Source organism: Streptomyces sp. NPDC058685 (assembly GCF_042714725.1).
Classification (GTDB): domain Bacteria; phylum Actinomycetota; class Actinomycetes; order Streptomycetales; family Streptomycetaceae; genus Streptomyces.
This window is the reverse complement of record NZ_JBHXSL010000009.1, coordinates 133,569-150,897: the sequence shown is the minus strand read 5'-3', so window position 1 is coordinate 150,897 and position 17,329 is coordinate 133,569. Positions and strand designations below refer to the sequence as shown.

The following is a 17,329-nucleotide window of genomic DNA, read 5'->3' as shown; positions in this document are numbered from 1 at the left end:
GCGCGTTACAGGGGAGGGGGGAAGCTCCCCGTCGGATCGGGAAATTCAGGGGAGTCACGCATCATGCGTACGCGTTTCGGCCGCGCCACGGCCGCAGTTCTCACTGCCTCCGCGCTCTGCCTCACGGCGGCGGCCTGCGGTTCGTCGGACGACGACAAGAAGCCGGCCTCATCGGCCGGTCAGGACACGGCCAAGGACGGCGCCGGCAAGGGCGCCGACAAGCCGGCCACCGTGCTGACGGCCGCGCAGATGAAGGCCGCCACGCTGGCGGTCAAGGACCTGCCGGCCGGCTGGAAGGCCGACGCCGCCGCTCCGGCCACGGACGAGGCGCCGCCGAAGGCGGACAAGCCCGTGTGCCAGCCGGTCGCCGACCTGCTCGCCGACAAGGTCGCGGGGGCGACCATGGGCGGTGGCCAGGACTTCACCGACGCCAAGGGCTTCAACATCCTCAGCCAGCAGGTCATGACGTTCCCCGGCACCGGCGCCGCGGACTTCGTGAAGGCGTTCGGCCCGGCGCTCGACGGTTGCACCGGCTTCAAGGTGACGGGTGAGGACGGCTACCCGGTGAAGGTCGAGAAGCTCGCCGGGGCCACGGCCGGCGAGACGTCGTACACCTTCAAGATGACGATGGAGATCCCGGGCTTCGGCCAGGGCATCACCTCGCACATGCTGGTCATGCAGCAGGGCACCGGCGTCGCGCGTCTCGCGTACGTCCCCGGTGACAAGGCCGCGGGCGCGGCCTTCGGCGATCTCGCCAAGCGCGCGGGCGACAAGTTCGTCCGGGGCGTCCAGGGCTGACGCCGAGCCCGTCGGCGCGGGTCGGGGCGCAGCCCCGCGGGACCCCGCGCCGGTCCGGGATCTATGCTCGCGGACATGACGCAGAGCACCGACCTCGGCCCCGAGGACCGCAAGATCATCACTCTGGCGCGCAGCGTACGCGCCCGCAACGGTGTGCCGGAGGGCGCGGCGGTACGGGACGAGACCGGCCGCACGTACGCCGCGGGCACGGTGGCGCTGGAGTCGCTGAAGCTGAGCGCGCTGCAGACCGCGGTCGCGATGGCGGTCGCGAGTGGTGCGACGTCGCTGGAGGCCGCGGCGGTCGTCGGCGAGGCGGACGCCGTGGCGGACGCGGACCGTGCGGCGGTCCGCGACCTCGCGGGACCGCAGACGCCGGTGCTGCTCGCGGGCCCCGACGGCGGCCTCAGGGCCACGGTCACCGCGGGCTGAGACGGCCGCGCCCGGCCTGCCGCGGACGAGCCGGGCCCCGGTTCTGTTCGAGTAGGTCCGGCCGGGCCCCGCGACGGGTGCCGCCCGGTACGGACCTTCCCGGTGGCGGCGATTCCCCTTCCGGCCTGCGCATACGCGGATCATGGCGCGAGGGCCGGTCCGGATCTTGACAGCATCTGATGGGTCATCAGGCAGGGCTGTTCGACGGCATTGACTTCTTGCGACGGCGACCCGTCAATGGCCCCCTGCATCCCTCCCGAAGGGGGCCATCACATGGCGTCGGACACCCGAAAACCAACCGCTCGAAGACCAGTTGCCCGAAGATCCGCCCGACGGCGGCGCTGGACCGCCGCCCTGGGCGCGGTCGCCCTGATCGCCGGCACCGCGGCACTCGCCGCACCGGCGAACGCGCTCACCGCGGCCGCCGCACCGGTGGACTTCCCGACCCACTGCGTACCGCCGCCCATCGCCGGCATCCCGCCGATCGACGGCACCACGACCGCCCAGATCACCGTCGACAAGGCCGCTCCCAAGGTCGGCGACACGGTCACGGTCACCTACACCGTCACCAAGCCCGCGGCCAGCAACCCCGTCGACCTCGCCCTCCCGGCCGACATCATGACGCCCAGCGGCAAGGTCACGCTCGGCGGCGCCCAGACGGGCAGCGTCACCGTCACCGGGCCCAAGAAGAACCCGCCCGTGCCCGGCAAGGGAGCGTTCCCGCCGTTCTCGATGACCGGCACGTTCACGGTCACCGCGGCCGGCTCGATCACCCTCTCGCCCGGCGACTACAACATCCACACCAGCTACATCATGGAGCTGGACACCCCCTGCACCGTGACCGATCCGCCCGCGCCCGTCTCCGAGACGGTCGTCGCGACGGACCAGCCGGGGGCCAATGAGCGCACCGTCCAGCTGGGCACGGCCTCCGGGAACCCGGGGGACGATGTCACGGTCACCGGTGCCAAGTTCAGTCCGCTCACCGACATCACGGTCGTCGGACGGGCCGGAGCGGCCGAGACCGCCGACAGAACGACGGTCACGTCCGACGCGGCCGGCGGATTCACCGCCACTCTCCAGGTCAGTGACCTGGCGACCACGGGCATCGTCGCGTACGAGGGCGGCGCCTGGAGTGCGGAGAAGGGCGCGGGGCCGGCGGCGTACACCGTCGTCGACGACACACCGCTCCCGGAGAACAGCCAGAAGCTCAGCGCCTCGGTCGCAGCAGGCACGCTGTCCATGTCCCAGGCCGGTGACACCGTCGAACTCTCGGCGGTGGACTTCGGTACGGGCGGGGCCGCGGGCGGCGATCTGCGGACGGTGACGGTCAAGGACTTCCGCGGCGGCCCCGCGGGCTGGTCCCTGACGGGCAAGGTCACCGACTTCACGGGCCCCGGCGGCAGGATCGGCGCCGGTGAGCTCGGCTGGACGCCTGCCTGTGCCACCAAGCAGGGCAGCCCGAGTACCTGCGCGGCCGGATCCCCCGGACCGGTCGGCAGCGGGGGTGCCACGCTCGCCTCCACGCCCAACGGGGCCGTCACCGGTGGTGAGTTCACCGTGGACGCCAAGGTCTCGCTGAACGTGCCGGCGTTCACCGCACCCGGCACCTACTCCGGCGTGCTGACGCTCACGCTCACCTGAGCCGGCGAAAAGAACGGCGGGCCGGGCGCGCACCCGGTCGGCCCGCCTCGTCCCTGGGGGATGAGCTCATGCGCAAGCTGTACGCCGTTCTGCCGCTGCTCGGCCTGCCCCTGCTGGCCCTGCTGCTGTTCGGCCCCGCTCCGGTGGCCCGCGCCGCGGACAACGGCAACTGGTCCGTCTATCCCGCCTCGTCGCAGCTGGGCGCGCGGCCGTACTTCTATCTCTCCGCCGAACCCGGCACCACCCTCACCGATCGTGTCACCGTCACCAACAAGAGCGCCGCCCCGCTCACCTTCCGGCTGTACGCGGCGGACGCCTACAACACCGCGCGGGACGGCGGCTTCGCCGTACGCGCGCCGAACGAGAAGCAGCGCGGCGTCGGCGCCTGGGCCAGGCCCGAACACGACCGCGTCACCGTCCCCGCCCGCGGCTCGGTCACCGTGCCGTACACCGTCACCGTCCCGGAGACCGCCGAGCCCGGCGACCATCCCGGCGCGCTGGTCGCACTCGACGAGCGGATCAGCCCCTCCACGGGCTCGGTCGCCGTCGGCATCCGGCAGGCCGTCGGCGCCCGCGTCTACCTGCGGGTGCACGGCCCGACCGTGCCCGCCCTGTCCGTCGAGGACGTCCGGCTCAGCCACGACCAGTCGCTGGTGCCCGGCGCCGGCGAGAGCAACGCCGTGATCTCGTACACCCTCCACAACCGCGGCAACGTCACCCTCAACCCCCGGGTCGCCCTCAAGGCGGAAGGTCTCTTCGGACGCGACCTGCTCAGCCGGAAGCTGACCAAAGTCCCCTCCGAACTCCTGCCGCGCCAGAAGATCCGGCTCACCGAACGGTGGGCGGGCGCACCCCGGCTGGAGTGGGGCGAGGTGCGGCTGACGGCCAGTGCGCGGGACGTCCGGGAGTCCGCGGGTGTCACCTTCTTCGCGCTCCCGTGGCTCGTCGCGGTGGTGCTCGTCGCGGCCGTCGCGGGCACGGGCGTATGGGCCAGAGTCAGGCACGGTCGGGCGCGCGTGCCCAGGGGCGCCTGACATCAGGGACAATGGGCGCCATGAGCGTTCCTACCCAGTCCTCCGAGGCCCCCCATCGGGCCGGCTTCGCCTGCTTCGTCGGCCGTCCCAACGCGGGCAAGTCCACCCTGACGAACGCTCTGGTCGGCCAGAAGGTGGCCATCACCTCCAGCCGGCCGCAGACGACCCGGCACACCGTGCGCGGCATCGTGCACCGGCCCGACGCGCAGCTGATCCTGGTGGACACCCCCGGCCTCCACAAGCCGAGGACCCTGCTGGGCGAGCGGCTCAACGACGTCGTCCGCACCACCTGGGCCGAGGTCGACGTCATCGGCTTCTGCCTGCCCGCCGACCAGAAGCTCGGCCCCGGCGACCGGTTCATCGCCAAGGAACTGGCCGGGATCAAGAAGACGCCGAAGGTCGCGATCGTCACCAAGACCGACCTCGTCGACTCCAAGACCCTCGCCGAGCAGCTGATCGCGATCGACCAGCTCGGCAAGGAGCTGGGCATGGAGTGGGCGGAGATCGTCCCCGTCTCGGCGGTCGGCGGCAAGCAGGTCCAGCTCGTGGCCGACCTGCTCACCCCGCTGCTCCCCGAGGGCCCGCCGCTGTATCCCGAGGGCGACCTCACCGACGAGCCCGAGCAGGTCATGGTCGCGGAGCTGATCCGGGAGGCCGCGCTGGAAGGCGTACGGGACGAGCTGCCGCACTCGATCGCGGTGGTGGTCGAGGAGATGCTGCCGCGCGAGGACCGCCCGGCGGACAAGCCGCTGCTCGACATCCACGCCAACGTCTACATCGAGCGCCCCAGCCAGAAGGGCATCATCATCGGCCCGAAGGGCAAGCGCCTGAAGGAAGTCGGCACGAAGTCCCGCAAGCACATCGAGGCGCTGCTGGGTACGCCGGTCTTCCTGGACCTGCACGTCAAGGTCGCGAAGGACTGGCAGCGGGATCCCAAGCAACTGCGCAAGCTGGGGTTCTGAGCCGGTCAGGCGCCTTCCTTGAGCACGCGTGAGATCAGCGTGCGCTGGGCCTCGGACAGCCGGGGGTCGGCGCACTGGACGGTGCGCCGACCGTCGACGGTGATGCGGTAACTGAACCCGTCGGCCACCTCGCCGGGGAAGCCGGTCCGGCCACCGGCGAGGGCCTGTTCGGCGAGGTCGTGCCAGGTGGAGGCGTCGGGCAGGCCGGTGGTGTCGACTTCGGCGACGCGCTCGATCCCGGCGAAGCCGCCGGTGCGGTGGACGTGGATACGCATGGGTCCTGTTCTAGCCCCTGCGACCCCGCGCCTCAATGGGCCGCGCTTCCAGCCCGTCCGGCGATTGAGGACATGCCCGTAGGGCGTGCGGGACGGTCCGGGCCGCAGGGGCCTGCGACGCGCGGGCTCGTTGCGGGGCTCTGCCCCGGGCCCCGCGCCTCAATCGCCGGCGGGGCTTGATTTCGTGGGTCGGGAGGTCAGACCTCCCGGGGCGTCGTCGTCGGGACCCCCACCTGCGACCATGCCTTCAGCAGCGCGTCCCGTTCCTCCCCCTCACCGAATCGCGCCGTCGCCGCCGACACCGTCGCCCGCGCGAACGACGCGAAGTCCGCGTCCACCGTCAGCGCGCCGCCCGTCAGGGTGTCGAACCAGATCTGTCCCGCCCGTTCCCACGCCTTGCCGCCGAGCTGCGTGGCCAGCAGGCAGAACGCGTGGTTCGGGATGCCGGAGTTGATGTGCACTCCGCCGTTGTCCCGGCCCGTGCGGACGTACTGGTCCATCGTCGCCGGCTGCGGGTCCTTGCCCAGGACGTCGTCGTCGTACGCCGTGCCCGGCTCCTTCATGGAGCGCAGGGCCACGCCCGTGACCCGCGGGGCCAGGAGGCCCGCGCCGATCAGCCAGTCCGCCTGGTCCGCGGTCTGGTCGAGCGTGTACTGCTTGACCAGCGAGCCCATCACGTCCGACATCGACTCGTTCAGCGCGCCGGGCTGGCCGAAGTAGCTCAGGTTCGCCGTGTACTGGGTCAGGCCGTGCGCCAGCTCGTGGGCGATCACGTCGACCGGCAGCGAGAAGTCGAGGAAGATCTCGCCGTCCCCGTCGCCGAACACCATCTGCTCGCCGTCCCAGAACGCGTTCCCGTAGTTCTCGTCGTAGTGGACGCTCGCGCTCAGCGGCAGTCCCTCGCCGTCGAGGGAGTTGCGCCCGTACGCGGAGAGCAGCAGCTCGAACGTGGCGCCGAGGCCCGCGTAGACGCGGTTCACGGTCGCGTCCCTGCCGGGCTCGTCGCCCTCGCCGCGTACCTTCTCGCCCGGCAGCACCGTGCCGTGGCCGCAGTCGTGGATGGTGCGTTGCGGGCGGTCGGCGGGCGCCCCGGCCGCCGGGAGCGCGGTGGCGGCGCCGATGACGGTGGTCAGCCGTCGGCGCGTGCGCTGTGCGGCGTCCGCCTCCAGGGTGCGGCGGGCGGGGCCGGCGAGCGCCGGGTCATCCGCCCGGGCGAGCTTGTCGAGGACGTGGGGCGGCACGATCGTGCAGAAGACGGGATGGATGTCAGCCATGTCTGGCAATGTGGCACTGAGTTACGCGCTTGTCACTAGTTGCCACCATGATGAGTGAAATGGAGTGATGGATCACCGTTTGGCCGTTACCGACGAGTCGTCCCGCATACTGGGACAGCACCGCCGTCCCCGCCCCACTCGGTTAGGCTGCCTCTCATCATGCGTTTCGGGCTGCTCCTTCTTAGCTGCCGCGGCGAGGGCCTGTAGTCGTAGGCCGACCCCCTCCCCGCGGGATCTGGTGCTGCTTCGCCCCGTCGGCCCGCCCCCACCGCCCTCCGGGCGTGGGAGGTGCCAGATCCTTGAGGACCGAGGAGCCCCACGCACATGTCTGACACTTCTGTCGGTCGCCCCACGCCCGTCACCAACGCGACCCACACCCAGAAGCCGTCCGGGATGCCGATCCACAAGTACGGCCGGTACGAGGCCGTGGACATCCCCGACCGCACCTGGCCCGAGAACCGGATCACCAAGGCGCCGCGCTGGCTGTCGACCGATCTGCGCGACGGCAACCAGGCCCTGATCGACCCCATGTCGCCCGCTCGTAAGCGGGAGATGTTCGACCTGCTGGTACGCATGGGCTACAAGGAGATCGAGGTCGGTTTCCCCTCCTCCGGCGAGACGGACTTCGCGTTCGTGCGGTCCATCATCGAAGAGGGCGCGGTCCCCGAGGACGTGACGATCTCCGTCCTGACGCAGGCGCGCGAGGACCTGATCGAGCGCACCGTGGAGTCCGTGAAGGGCGCCCACCGCGCGACCGTGCACCTGTACAACGCCACCGCGCCCACCTTCCGCCGGGTCGTCTTCCGCGGGTCCAAGGACGACATCAAGCAGATCGCGGTGGACGGCACCCGCCTGGTGATGGAGTACGCCGAGAAGATCCTGGGCCCGGAGACGACCTTCGGCTACCAGTACAGCCCGGAGATCTTCACCGACACGGAGCTGGACTTCGCGCTGGAGGTCTGTGAGGCCGTCTGCGACGTCTGGCAGCCCGAGGCCGGCCGCGAGATCATCCTCAACCTGCCCGCCACGGTCGAGCGTTCGACCCCCTCCACGCACGCCGACCGCTTCGAGTGGATGTCGCGCAACCTCACCCGGCGCGAGCACGTCTGCCTGTCCGTGCACCCGCACAACGACCGCGGCACCGCCGTCGCCGCAGCCGAGCTGGCGATCATGGCCGGCGCGGACCGGATCGAGGGCTGCCTGTTCGGCCAGGGCGAGCGCACCGGCAACGTCGACCTGGTGACGCTGGGCATGAACCTGTTCTCGCAGGGCGTCGACCCGCAGATCGACTTCTCGCAGATCGACGAGATCCGTCGGACCAGCGAGTACTGCAACCAGATGGAGATCCACCCGCGCCACCCCTACGCGGGCGACCTCGTCTACACCGCCTTCTCCGGCTCCCACCAGGACGCCATCAAGAAGGGCTTCGACGCGCGGGAGGCCGACGCGGCCGCCCAGGGCAGGTCCGTCGACGAGATCGAGTGGGCCGTGCCGTACCTGCCCATCGACCCCAAGGACGTCGGCCGTTCCTACGAGGCGGTCATCAGGGTCAACTCGCAGTCCGGCAAGGGCGGTATCGCCTACGTCCTGAAGAACGACCACAAGCTGGACCTGCCGCGCCGGATGCAGATCGAGTTCTCGAAGATCATCCAGGCGAAGACGGACACCGAGGGCGGCGAGGTCACCCCGAAGGACATCTGGACGGTCTTCCAGGACGAGTACCTGCCGAACCCGGCGGACGGCGCGGCTCGCTGGGGCCGTATCCAGCTGCGGTCCGGTCAGACCACCACCGACACCGACGGGATCGACACCCTGACCGTCGAGGCGGTCGTGGACGGTACCGAGACCGTGCTGACCGGTTCGGGCAACGGTCCGATCTCCGCGTTCTTCGACGCGCTGAACGCGGTGGGCGTGGACGCCCGGCTGCTGGACTACACCGAGCACACGATGAGCGAGGGCGCGTCCGCACAGGCCGCCTCGTACATCGAGTGCGCGATCGACGGCAAGGTGCTGTGGGGCATCGGCATCGACGCCAACACCACGCGCGCCTCGCTGAAGGCGGTCGTCTCGGCCGTCAACCGCGCGGCTCGCTGAGCGGGTTCACTTTCCACCGCGCCCCCGGCCTCCCGTCACGGACGGCCGGGGGCGCGGTGCGTCCGGTACGCGCCGTCGTACGCCGTGGTGAAGGGCGGGGAAATCGGCCATGTCCTGGCGTACTGCCGCCGGGGTGCTGACGGCACAACACCGGTGTGGCTAACATCACGTCAACGCGGCAATGTTGCCGGACGGTTACGGAGGTGTGAGGTGCGGGCAGACCGTGGGGTATTCGGCCGAAAAGTGATGGTCTGCGGCATTCACACTTCGTGGAACACCGTCGGCGACGGCGAGTTCTTCTGTCCCGGCTGCGGAGGCGACCGCAACTACCGGCGCCGCACGGGCCGTCGGCGGTTCACCCTGCTCGGTGTCCCGCTGCTGTCCCGCGGCTCCGCGGGCCCCGTCGTCGAGTGCGCCGCCTGCCACGGGCACTACGGCATGGACGCCCTCGACCACCCCACCACCGCGCGTTTCTCCGCGATGCTCCGGGACGCCGTCCACACCGTCACGCTCGCCGTCCTCGCCTCCGGCGGCACCTCCTCCCGGCCGGTGCGCGAGACCGCCGTCGCCACCGTGCGCGCGGCCGGCCTCGACGACTGCACCGAGGACCAGCTCACCGGACTGATCGAGGCGCTCGCCGCGGACACCGGTCGGTTCGTCACCGACACCGGGCCCTACGGCGCGGCGCTCGCCATCGAGCTGCACGAGGCCCTCGAACCGCTCGCCCCGCACCTGGCCGCCGCCGGACGGGAGTCGATCCTGCTCCAGGGCGCGCGCATCGCCCTCGCGGACGGGCCCTACACCCCGGCGGAGCGCGAGGTCCTCACGACGGTGGGCGCCGCGCTGCAACTGTGCGCGGACGACACGGCACGACTGCTCGCCACCGCACGCACCCCGTTCTAGTGCCGCTCCCGGCAGGCTTGCCGGAAACGGCACCAGATCACGGCCTCCAGCGCGGGGGCATGCCCGAGCGCGTACTCCCCGGGGAGTAATCCGCCCTCCGCGCCACCCGTCGCAGTACTCCCCATCTCGCCCTGCCGCGCGACGTATCGCGCCCTTCGCGGCGGGAGTCTGGTGATCCGATCCGACCACCGGACACCCGTGACGAAGGGGAGCACCCATGGGGCCCGTACCGACCACCGAGCTGTCACCGCCCGCACCGCCGCCGACCCGACGACGACGCGCCCTGCCCTGGGCCGTGCTCGGGCTGTGGCTCGTCGTTCTCGTCGTCGCCGGAGCGTTCGCCGGGAAGCTCGCGGACGTGCAGCGCGACCGTGCCGTCGACTACCTGCCGAACAACGCCGACTCGACCCAGGTCGCCCGGATCCAGGACCGTCTGCCCGGCGGAGAGTCCACCGACCTCGTGCTCGTCTACCACCGCGACGGCGGACTCACCGCCGCCGACCGGGCGTCCGCCGCCCGCCAGGTCGGGGAGGTCGCCGCCGGGCACCGGCTGACCGCGCAGCCGCAGCTCGTGCCCTCCGAGGACGGCACGACGCTGATGTACCCCGTCTCCAGCACCGAGCCGGGGCAGGACGAGGAGGCCAGGGACGCCTTCGTCCGGGACGTCCGGGCCACCGTCGACGGCGGGGAGGGACTGAGCGCCGAGGTCGGCGGGCCCGGTGCGCTCGCCACCGACGCCTCCGAGGTCTACAACTCCCTCGACGGCCCGCTGCTCTACACCACCGTCGCCGTCGTCGCGATCCTGCTGATCCTCATCTACCGCAGCCCGCTGCTGTGGATGGTGCCGCTGGTCGTCGCCGGTGTCGCCGACGTCCTCTCGCTGGCGGTGACCTACGGCCTCAACCAGGCCTTCGACGTCACCGTCTCCGGGCAGAGCTCCGGTGTGATGACGATCCTGGTCTTCGGCGCGGGCACCGACTACGCGCTGCTGATCGTCTCCCGCTACCGGGAGGAACTGCGCCGCACCCCGCGCCCGTACGACGCCATGACCACGGCGCTGCGCGGCTGCGGACCCGCGATCGTCGCGTCCTCGGGGACCGTGGCGGCCGGCATGCTCTGTCTGCTCGCGGCCGACCTCAACAGCAGCCGGGGCATGGGCCCCACGGCGGCGGTCGGAGTGCTGTGCGCCCTGCTCGCCATGACGACCCTGCTGCCCGCGATCCTCGTGCTGCTGGGGCGCCGGGTCTTCTGGCCGCTGATCCCGGCGTACGGCAGCGAACCCAGGGCCCGCCGCTCCCTGTTCGCGGCCATGGGCAGTACGGCGGGGAGGCGGCCGGTCGGTGTGCTGGTGAGCGGAGCCGTGGTGCTGGGGGCGCTCGCGCTCGGCTCGTTCGCGCTGCCCGGGGATCTCAAGCAGGAGGACTCGTTCACCAGCACGCCGGAGGCGGTCGCCGCGATGGGCACGCTGGGCGAGGCGTTCCCCGGCACGGGCACCCAGCCGATCGCCGTGATCGCGCCGACGGACGGCGCGGACGCGGCGCTGGCCGAGGCCCGTGGCACCGAGGGCGTGCTGAGCGCCGAACGCGGCCGCAGCGGCGGGGGCTGGACGGAGCTCTCCGTCGTCGCGAAGGACGCACCTCAGTCGCCGGGGGAGACGGCCACCATCACGGCACTCCGGGACGCGCTCGAAGGCTCCTACGTCGGCGGCCCCAGCGCCCAGCAGATCGACCTGGAGGACACCAACGCCCGCGACACCACCATCGTGGTCCCGCTGGTGCTGCTCTCGGTCCTGCTGATCCTCGTCGCCCTGCTCCGCAGCCTGGTCGCCCCGCTGCTGCTCGTCGTGGCGGTCGTCGCCGTGTGGGGAGCGGCCCTCGGCATCGGCGGGCTGCTCTTCGAACCGCTCGGCCTCGAAGGCACCGACCCGGGCCTGCCGCTGCTGTCCTTCGTCTTCCTCGTCGCGCTCGGGGTCGACTACGGGATCTTCCTGATGCACCGGATGCGCGAGGAGTCGCTGGCCGGCGCCGAACCGGTGGCGGCCGCTCTCACCGCGCTGCGCACGACGGGCGGGGTGATCGCCTCGGCGGGGCTCGTCCTCGCGGCGACCTTCGCGGTGCTGACCAGCATGCCGATGGTCCAACTCGTGGAACTGGGCTTCGTGATCGCGGTCGGGGTACTGCTGGACACCTTCGTGGTCCGGACCTACCTCGTCACCAGCGCCAGTGTGCTGCTGAAGCGAAAGGTCTGGTGGCCGGGCGCGCTGTCCCGGTCCCCGGAGGATCCGGTTCGCGCGCCGAAGAGCGTGCCCGAACCGGCCGGTCGCGGCTGACCGGACGCGGGGTGCCCGGACGCGGGCACCCCGCACCCTCACCACTCTCCGACCATCACGCAGGATGGATGCCGTGTCCCCGCCACCCGTGACCAGCCCGCCCAGCACCCGGCCCCACCCGAGGCTCGGCGAGCGGGTGCTGACGGCCGTCAGCCGTGACCCCCTGACCGCGCCGAACCGCCGACGCAACGACGCCGTCCTCACCGTGGCCGTCGCCGCCCTCGCCCTCCTTCTCGGTCTGGTCGTGAAGGACGGGCGCGACCCGGACGCGCTGGCCTGGCTGCTCCTGGGCGGGGCGGTCGTCCCGCTCGCCTGGCGACGCGAGCACCCCGGCCTCGTCCTCGCCCTCGTGCTGCTGTGCGTGGCTCCGTACCACGCGATGGACAACACCCATGCGGCACCGCTCCCGGCCTCGCTGATCGCCCTCTACACGCTGGCGGCCACCGCCCGTCCGCGCGTCACCCTCCTCGTCGGCCTCGGCGTCATCGGGCTCACTCTCACGGTGATGTTCGGCGTCGGCGCCGACGAGGGACTGGAGGCCCTGCGCACCTCCGGCTGGATCTTCGCCGTGCTCGTCTTCGGTGTGGACGTGCGCGTCTACCGCCGCTACGTCGCCTCGGTCGTCCGCCGCGCCGAACACGCCGAACGCACCCGCGAGGAGGAGGCCGCCCGCCGGGTCGCCGAGGAGCGGCTGCGCATCGCCCGTGATCTGCACGACCTGCTCGCGCACTCCATCACGCTCATCGGCGTCCAGACCTCCGTCGCCTCCCACGTCCTGACCGTCGATCCCGACCGGCTCGACCGGGCCGCGATCGCCAAAGCCCTCGACGACATCGCGGAGACCTGCCGCACGGCACGCGGCGAACTGCGCACCACGCTGGAGGTGCTCAGGGCCGACGGGCCGGACTGGGACGGCCCGCTGCCCGATCTCGCGGCCCTGCCCGACCTCGTACGGGCCGCAGAGGCGCGGCTGACCCTGCGCACGGGCGACGGGCCGTTGCCGTCGGCCGTGCAGGCGGCCGCGTACCGGATCGTGCAGGAGTCGCTCACCAACGCCGTACGCCACGGCGGCCCGGGCACGGGCATCTCGGTGACGGTCCTGGACCGGGGAGGGGAGTTGACGGTCACCGTCACCGACGACGGCGACGGCGACGGAGGCGGTGCCGGGCCCGTGACCACGGCCGCGGACGGCGCGGGCTACGGAATCATCGGCATGCGCGAGCGGGCACGCAGCGTCGGCGGCACACTGTCGGCAGGCCCGCGGGACGGCGGCGGGTTCGAAGTGGCGGCGGTCCTGCCGCTCCGGCAGTCGGAGGTCTCCGCATGAGCGTGATCCGTGTGCTGCTCGCGGACGACCAGGCGCTCGTGCGCGCCTCGTTCGCGATGCTCGTCGAGTCGGCGCGTGACATGGAGGTCGTCGCGCAGGCGCGCAACGGCGCCGAAGCGGTCGAACTCGCCCGCACCGAACGGGCGGACGTCGTCGTCATGGACATCCGGATGCCCGAACTCGACGGCATCGAGGCCACCCGGCTCATCGCCGCCGACGACGATCTCGCCGGGGTGAAGGTGCTCGTGCTGACGACGTACGACACCGACGACCACATCGTCGAGGCACTGCGCGCGGGCGCGTCCGGCTTCCTGGTGAAGGACACCAAGCCGGCGGAACTGCTGGCCGCGATCAGGACCGTCGCGGCGGGGGAGGCGCTGCTCTCCCCGGGGCCCACCTCCCGGCTGATCGCCCGGGTGCTGAGTGCCCCCCAGGCCCCGCCGGCCGGCGGGCCCGAGGATCTGACCGACCGGGAGCGCCAGGTCCTCGCGCTCGTCGCGCGAGGACTGAACAACAGCGAGATCGGCGAGGTGCTCGGTCTCTCACCGCTCACGGCGAAGACGCACGTCAGCCGGATCATGGGCAAGCTCGCCGCCCGTGACCGTGCCCAACTCGTCATCGTGGCCTACGAGTCGGGACTGGTGGTCCCGGGCGGCGGATGAGGAGCCGGACGCTCAGGCGCCGCTCGCCCTCAGCATCTCGTCGCGCTCGACGATCTTCACGCGCTCGCGGCCCTCGGCCTCGCCCAGCGCCCGCTCGGCCTCGTCCAGCCGGTACCAGCCGTCCCAGGTGGTGTAGCGGACGCCGCGGTCCTCCAGGAACGCCACGACGGCCTCCGGGCCCGGCGCGACGGGCGTGAGCAGCCGGCCGCCCGCATGGTCGTCCAGGAGGTTGGCGACCGTCTCGTTCGCGTCGCCCTTGGTGTGGCCGATGAGGCCGACCGGGCCGCGCTTGATCCAGCCGGTCACATACGTCGACCGGAGGTGCTCGCCGGCCTCGATCACGCGGCCGCCCTCGTGGGGGACCGTGCCGGTGAGGAAGTCGAAGGGCAGCTTGGGCAGTTCCTCGGAGAGATAGCCGACCGCGCGGTACACGGACTGGATGTCCCAGGTGCGCACGGCGCCCGTGCCGGTGACGTTGCCCGTGCCGTCGAGCTGCGTGCGCTCGGTCCGCAGGCCGACGACCTTGCCGTCCTCGCCGACGACCTCGACGGGCGACTCGAAGAAGTGCAGGAACAGCTTGTGGGGGCGGTCGCCGACATCGCGGATCGCCCAGTTCTCCAGCGTCTTCGCCACCATGTCGGCCTGCTTGTTGGCACGGCGGGTGGCGATCGAGCCCTCGTCGTAGTCGATGTCCTCGGGGTCGACGATGACCTCGATGTTCGGCGAGTGGTCGAGCTCGCGCAGCTCCATCGGGCTGAACTTGGCCTGTGCGGGACCGCGCCGGCCGAAGACGTGCACCTCGAGGGCCTTGTTGGCGGCGAGCCCGGCGTGCACGTTCGGCGGGATCTCCGTCGGCAGGAGCTCGTCCGCGGTCTTCGCCAGGATGCGGGCCACGTCCAGCGCCACGTTGCCGACGCCGAGCACGGCCACCTTCTCGGCCTCCAGCGGCCACTCGCGCGGCACCTCCGGGTGGCCGTCGTACCAGGAGACGAAGTCGGCCGCGCCGTACGAGCCGTCCAGCTCGATGCCCGGGATGTCCAGCGCCCGGTCCGCCTCGGCGCCGGTGGAGAAGATCACCGCGTCGTAGAACTCGTGCAGATCGTCCAGGCCGATGTCACTCGGGTAGTCGACGTTGCCGAAGAGGCGTATCTGCGGCTTGTCGAGCACCTGGTGCAGGGCGGTGATGATGCCCTTGATGCGCGGGTGGTCGGGCGCGACGCCGTAGCGGATCAGCCCGAACGGCGCGGGCATCCGCTCGAAGAGGTCGATGGAGACGCCGGGCTCGACCGCGGCCTCGGACTTCAGCAGGGCGTCGGCGGCGTAGATTCCGGCCGGGCCGGCACCGACGATCGCGATCCGCAGAGGGCGGGGCATGGAATGTTCCCTTCGAGCGTGGTCCACGGGGCGGGACAGCGGTGCGGGCGTGGGATGGCAGGGATGTCTCGCCTGTTCACCCTGGCAACGACGCTGCTGCCGCGGTACCCGTCACATGCCTATGAGCCCATAAGCCTGATCTATGACCTGAAGCCTGGCACGGCCTAGGTAAGGACACCCTAACCGGACGCCCTCACGTCGCAGCGACCGGGATCCCGCTGCACGCTGGTACCAGGAACCCCGCCGGCCGCCGAAACCGGCCACAGCGGGACAGGAGCGCCGGGGCAGACCGGCCCGGCGAAGGGGCGCGCCCATGAACGCTGCCGCAGGCTCGGCACCCGGTGGCCGGCTGGATGCCGCCCTGGAGAACCCCGTCGTCGGCATGTCCCCGTGGATCATCTTCTCGGTGCTGGTCGGCCCCGGGCGGTTCGAGCTGGCCGTGGGCCTCGCCCTCGCGGTGGTGCTGCTGCTCGTGGTGCTCGGGCGGGTGCTCCACCGTGGCAGGTCGGTCAAGCTGCTGGAAGTGGCGGACATCGTCTTCTTCGCCGCGCTGGCCGTGATCGGAGCCGTGGCCTCCGAGGGCACGCTGAACTGGCTGGAGACCTACGCGGGTGAGCTGTCCAACCTCGCGCTGGTGGTCATCGCGTTCGGCTCCATGGCCGCCGGGATGCCCTTCACCCTTCAGTACGCACGCGAGCGCGTCGGCAAGGAGTACTGGGACTCGCCCGAGTTCCGCCATGCCAACCAGGTGATCACCGGCGCGTGGGGTCTCGCCTTCCTGGTGGCGGCCATCGCGGGCGGCTTCGGTGATCTGGTGCTGCACAACCCGAACAACCTCTGGACGGGCTGGGTCATCCAGATCGCGGCGATCGTCGTGGCGGTGAGCTTCACCGAGTGGTACCCGCAGGTCGTCCGCAGCCGCCGGTCCGACGGGCACCCGCCGCCGGTCCGTCATCTGCTGACCCCGCTGGCCGGCCTGCTCATCCCGATGGGCATCCTCGCCCTGGTCTTCGACGCGTCGGCGTCGTGGTTCGGGGTCGCCCTCATCATCCTCGGTGTGGTGCTGGCCCGGGCGATCGGCAAGGACGCCGAGATGACGCGGCTGCGGCCCGGCCACTCCCGGGACAAGCGGCAGGGCCGCCGGCTGCGATGAGTTCCGGCCGCCGCGGCGGTCCATCCTGCTGTAGCCGACGACAGGACTGTGAGGGCGCCGTCATGAACAAGCAGTTCACCGCCACCCTGGTGAAGAGCCCGAGCAAGGGCGGCTGGACCTATCTCGTGTGGCCGGAGTCGGTGGAGTACTTCGGCACCCGGGGCCTGGTGAAGGTCCGCGGCACGATCGACGGACATCCGTTCCGCAGCTCCTTCATGGCGCTGGGGAACGGCACGCACAAGCTGCCGGTGAAGGCGGATGTGCGAAAGGCGATCGGCAAGGAGGCGGGGGACTCGGTCACCGTGCGCCTCGAAGAGCGCCTGGAAGCGTGAGCCGGCGCTCTCCGGGGCGGGCGGTGTGCCTCCTCAGTGGAGGATCTTCTCCTTCGCGCGGTTGAACTCCGCGTCCGAGATGTCGCCGCGGGCGCGGATCTCGGACAGCTTCGCGAGCTGCTCCACCTCGCTCGGGCCACCGGCGGTGCTGCGGATGTACTCGTCGAGGGCGTGCTTCTGCTCCTCGGCGTGCTTCTGTTCACGCTTGCCCATGCCGCGGCCGCGGGCGACGACGTAGACGAAGACCCCGAGGAAGGGGAGCAGGATGACGAAGAGGAGCCAGACGGTCTTCATCCCGCCGCTGAGCGTGTCGTCCCGGAAGATGTCGCCGATGATCCGGAAGAGCAGGAAGAACCAGAGCACCCACAGGGAGATCCAGAGGATCGTCCACATGGCTCCCAGCAGGGGATAGTCGTAAGCGAGTTGCATGTCACTGCCCTTCGTGATGGATCAGCGCCGGATGGGCGTTGCTCGGGGGTGAAGGGGTGTCGGTCGGCTCCGGGGCGGCAGGCGGGCCCAGGGGGCGGGCGCTGCGGCGGGGGAACCGGCTGATTCCACTGTACGAGCGTTCCCCCCGGCGCGCCCCGCGTCGGCCCGGCGGCGGACCTCGGGGCCCGGTACCCCACGGGGTTCGGCCCTGAGGGCCGCGGAGAGGACGGCGTACGGGAGAATGGAGCGCATGAGCCTGTTCCGTGACGACGGTGTCGTGCTGCGCACCCTGAAGTGGGGCGAGGCCGACCGC

The 17,329-nt window shown here is 71.5% G+C and carries 16 protein-coding genes; 12 read left to right on the top strand and 4 right to left on the bottom strand.

The window, feature by feature from the left end; translation table 11 throughout:
* The first annotated feature begins 63 nt into the window (after positions 1-63).
* The 5 genes from ACFWU3_RS11485 (at position 64) to era (ending at position 4,864) form a co-directional block, all read left to right on the top strand.
* Positions 64-798: a hypothetical protein gene (locus tag ACFWU3_RS11485; protein ID WP_384434650.1), complete on the top strand. Its 735-nt coding sequence runs from the start codon at positions 64-66 to the stop codon at positions 796-798.
* A gap of 75 nt (positions 799-873) precedes the next feature.
* Positions 874-1,227 (top strand): cytidine deaminase, encoded by a 354-nt coding sequence (locus tag ACFWU3_RS11480; protein ID WP_384434647.1) that lies wholly within the window; start codon positions 874-876, stop codon positions 1,225-1,227.
* A gap of 273 nt (positions 1,228-1,500) precedes the next feature.
* Positions 1,501-2,868, top strand: coding sequence for a beta-xylosidase (locus ACFWU3_RS11475; protein WP_384434644.1), 1,368 nt, complete (start codon positions 1,501-1,503; stop codon positions 2,866-2,868).
* A 68-nt stretch (positions 2,869-2,936) separates the two neighbouring features.
* Entirely contained in the window at positions 2,937-3,902 is a 966-nt protein-coding gene (locus ACFWU3_RS11470; RefSeq protein WP_384434641.1) for a WxL protein peptidoglycan domain-containing protein, read from the top strand.
* 11 nt (positions 3,903-3,913) lie between these two features.
* Positions 3,914-4,864 carry a GTPase Era gene (gene era, locus ACFWU3_RS11465; protein WP_327684334.1) on the top strand — a complete coding sequence of 317 codons (951 nt, stop codon included), beginning with the start codon at positions 3,914-3,916 and terminating at the stop codon, positions 4,862-4,864.
* A gap of 5 nt (positions 4,865-4,869) precedes the next feature.
* Here era and ACFWU3_RS11460 read toward each other — a convergent pair whose 3' ends face one another.
* Both ACFWU3_RS11460 and ACFWU3_RS11455 read right to left on the bottom strand, forming a co-directional pair.
* Positions 4,870-5,139 carry a protealysin inhibitor emfourin gene (locus tag ACFWU3_RS11460; RefSeq protein ID WP_384434637.1) on the bottom strand — a complete coding sequence of 90 codons (270 nt, stop codon included), beginning with the start codon at positions 5,137-5,139 and terminating at the stop codon, positions 4,870-4,872.
* Between the two features lie 197 nt (positions 5,140-5,336).
* Positions 5,337-6,413, bottom strand: a complete 1,077-nt coding sequence (locus tag ACFWU3_RS11455; RefSeq protein ID WP_384434634.1) for a M4 family metallopeptidase — start codon at positions 6,411-6,413, stop codon at positions 5,337-5,339.
* A gap of 324 nt (positions 6,414-6,737) precedes the next feature.
* On the opposite strand from ACFWU3_RS11455, the gene leuA reads away from it, so the two are divergent.
* The 5 genes from leuA (at position 6,738) to ACFWU3_RS11430 (ending at position 13,728) form a co-directional block, all read left to right on the top strand.
* Entirely contained in the window at positions 6,738-8,507 is a 1,770-nt protein-coding gene (gene leuA, locus ACFWU3_RS11450) for a 2-isopropylmalate synthase (protein WP_384434631.1), read from the top strand.
* 246 nt (positions 8,508-8,753) lie between these two features.
* On the top strand, positions 8,754-9,410 hold the full coding sequence (locus ACFWU3_RS11445; RefSeq protein WP_384434808.1) for a TerB family tellurite resistance protein: 657 nt from the start codon (positions 8,754-8,756) through the stop codon (positions 9,408-9,410).
* 217 nt (positions 9,411-9,627) lie between these two features.
* On the top strand, positions 9,628-11,739 hold the full coding sequence (locus ACFWU3_RS11440; RefSeq protein ID WP_384434628.1) for an MMPL family transporter: 2,112 nt from the start codon (positions 9,628-9,630) through the stop codon (positions 11,737-11,739).
* A gap of 64 nt (positions 11,740-11,803) precedes the next feature.
* The gene (locus tag ACFWU3_RS11435) at positions 11,804-13,066 is read left to right on the top strand and encodes a sensor histidine kinase (protein WP_384434625.1); all 1,263 of its coding nucleotides are present in this window, start codon (positions 11,804-11,806) and stop codon (positions 13,064-13,066) included.
* Complete coding sequence (locus tag ACFWU3_RS11430; RefSeq protein WP_313946409.1) at positions 13,063-13,728, top strand: response regulator transcription factor; 666 nt, start codon at positions 13,063-13,065, stop codon at positions 13,726-13,728. Before ACFWU3_RS11435 ends, ACFWU3_RS11430 begins: the two co-directional genes overlap by 4 nt.
* A gap of 12 nt (positions 13,729-13,740) precedes the next feature.
* Here ACFWU3_RS11430 and ACFWU3_RS11425 read toward each other — a convergent pair whose 3' ends face one another.
* Positions 13,741-15,102, bottom strand: a complete 1,362-nt coding sequence (locus ACFWU3_RS11425) for an FAD-dependent oxidoreductase (RefSeq protein ID WP_384434621.1) — start codon at positions 15,100-15,102, stop codon at positions 13,741-13,743.
* A gap of 313 nt (positions 15,103-15,415) precedes the next feature.
* Here ACFWU3_RS11425 and ACFWU3_RS11420 point away from each other — a divergent pair, with 313 nt between their 5' ends.
* Both ACFWU3_RS11420 and ACFWU3_RS11415 read left to right on the top strand, forming a co-directional pair.
* Entirely contained in the window at positions 15,416-16,255 is an 840-nt protein-coding gene (locus tag ACFWU3_RS11420) for a hypothetical protein (RefSeq protein ID WP_384434618.1), read from the top strand.
* 62 nt (positions 16,256-16,317) lie between these two features.
* Positions 16,318-16,587, top strand: a complete 270-nt coding sequence (locus ACFWU3_RS11415; protein ID WP_313946412.1) for a DUF1905 domain-containing protein — start codon at positions 16,318-16,320, stop codon at positions 16,585-16,587.
* Positions 16,588-16,620: 33 nt separating this feature from the next.
* Here the strand turns inward: ACFWU3_RS11415 and ACFWU3_RS11410 are convergent, their stop codons facing one another.
* Positions 16,621-17,016, bottom strand: coding sequence for an SHOCT domain-containing protein (locus ACFWU3_RS11410; RefSeq protein WP_384434614.1), 396 nt, complete (start codon positions 17,014-17,016; stop codon positions 16,621-16,623).
* Between the last annotated feature and the right edge of the window lie 313 nt (positions 17,017-17,329).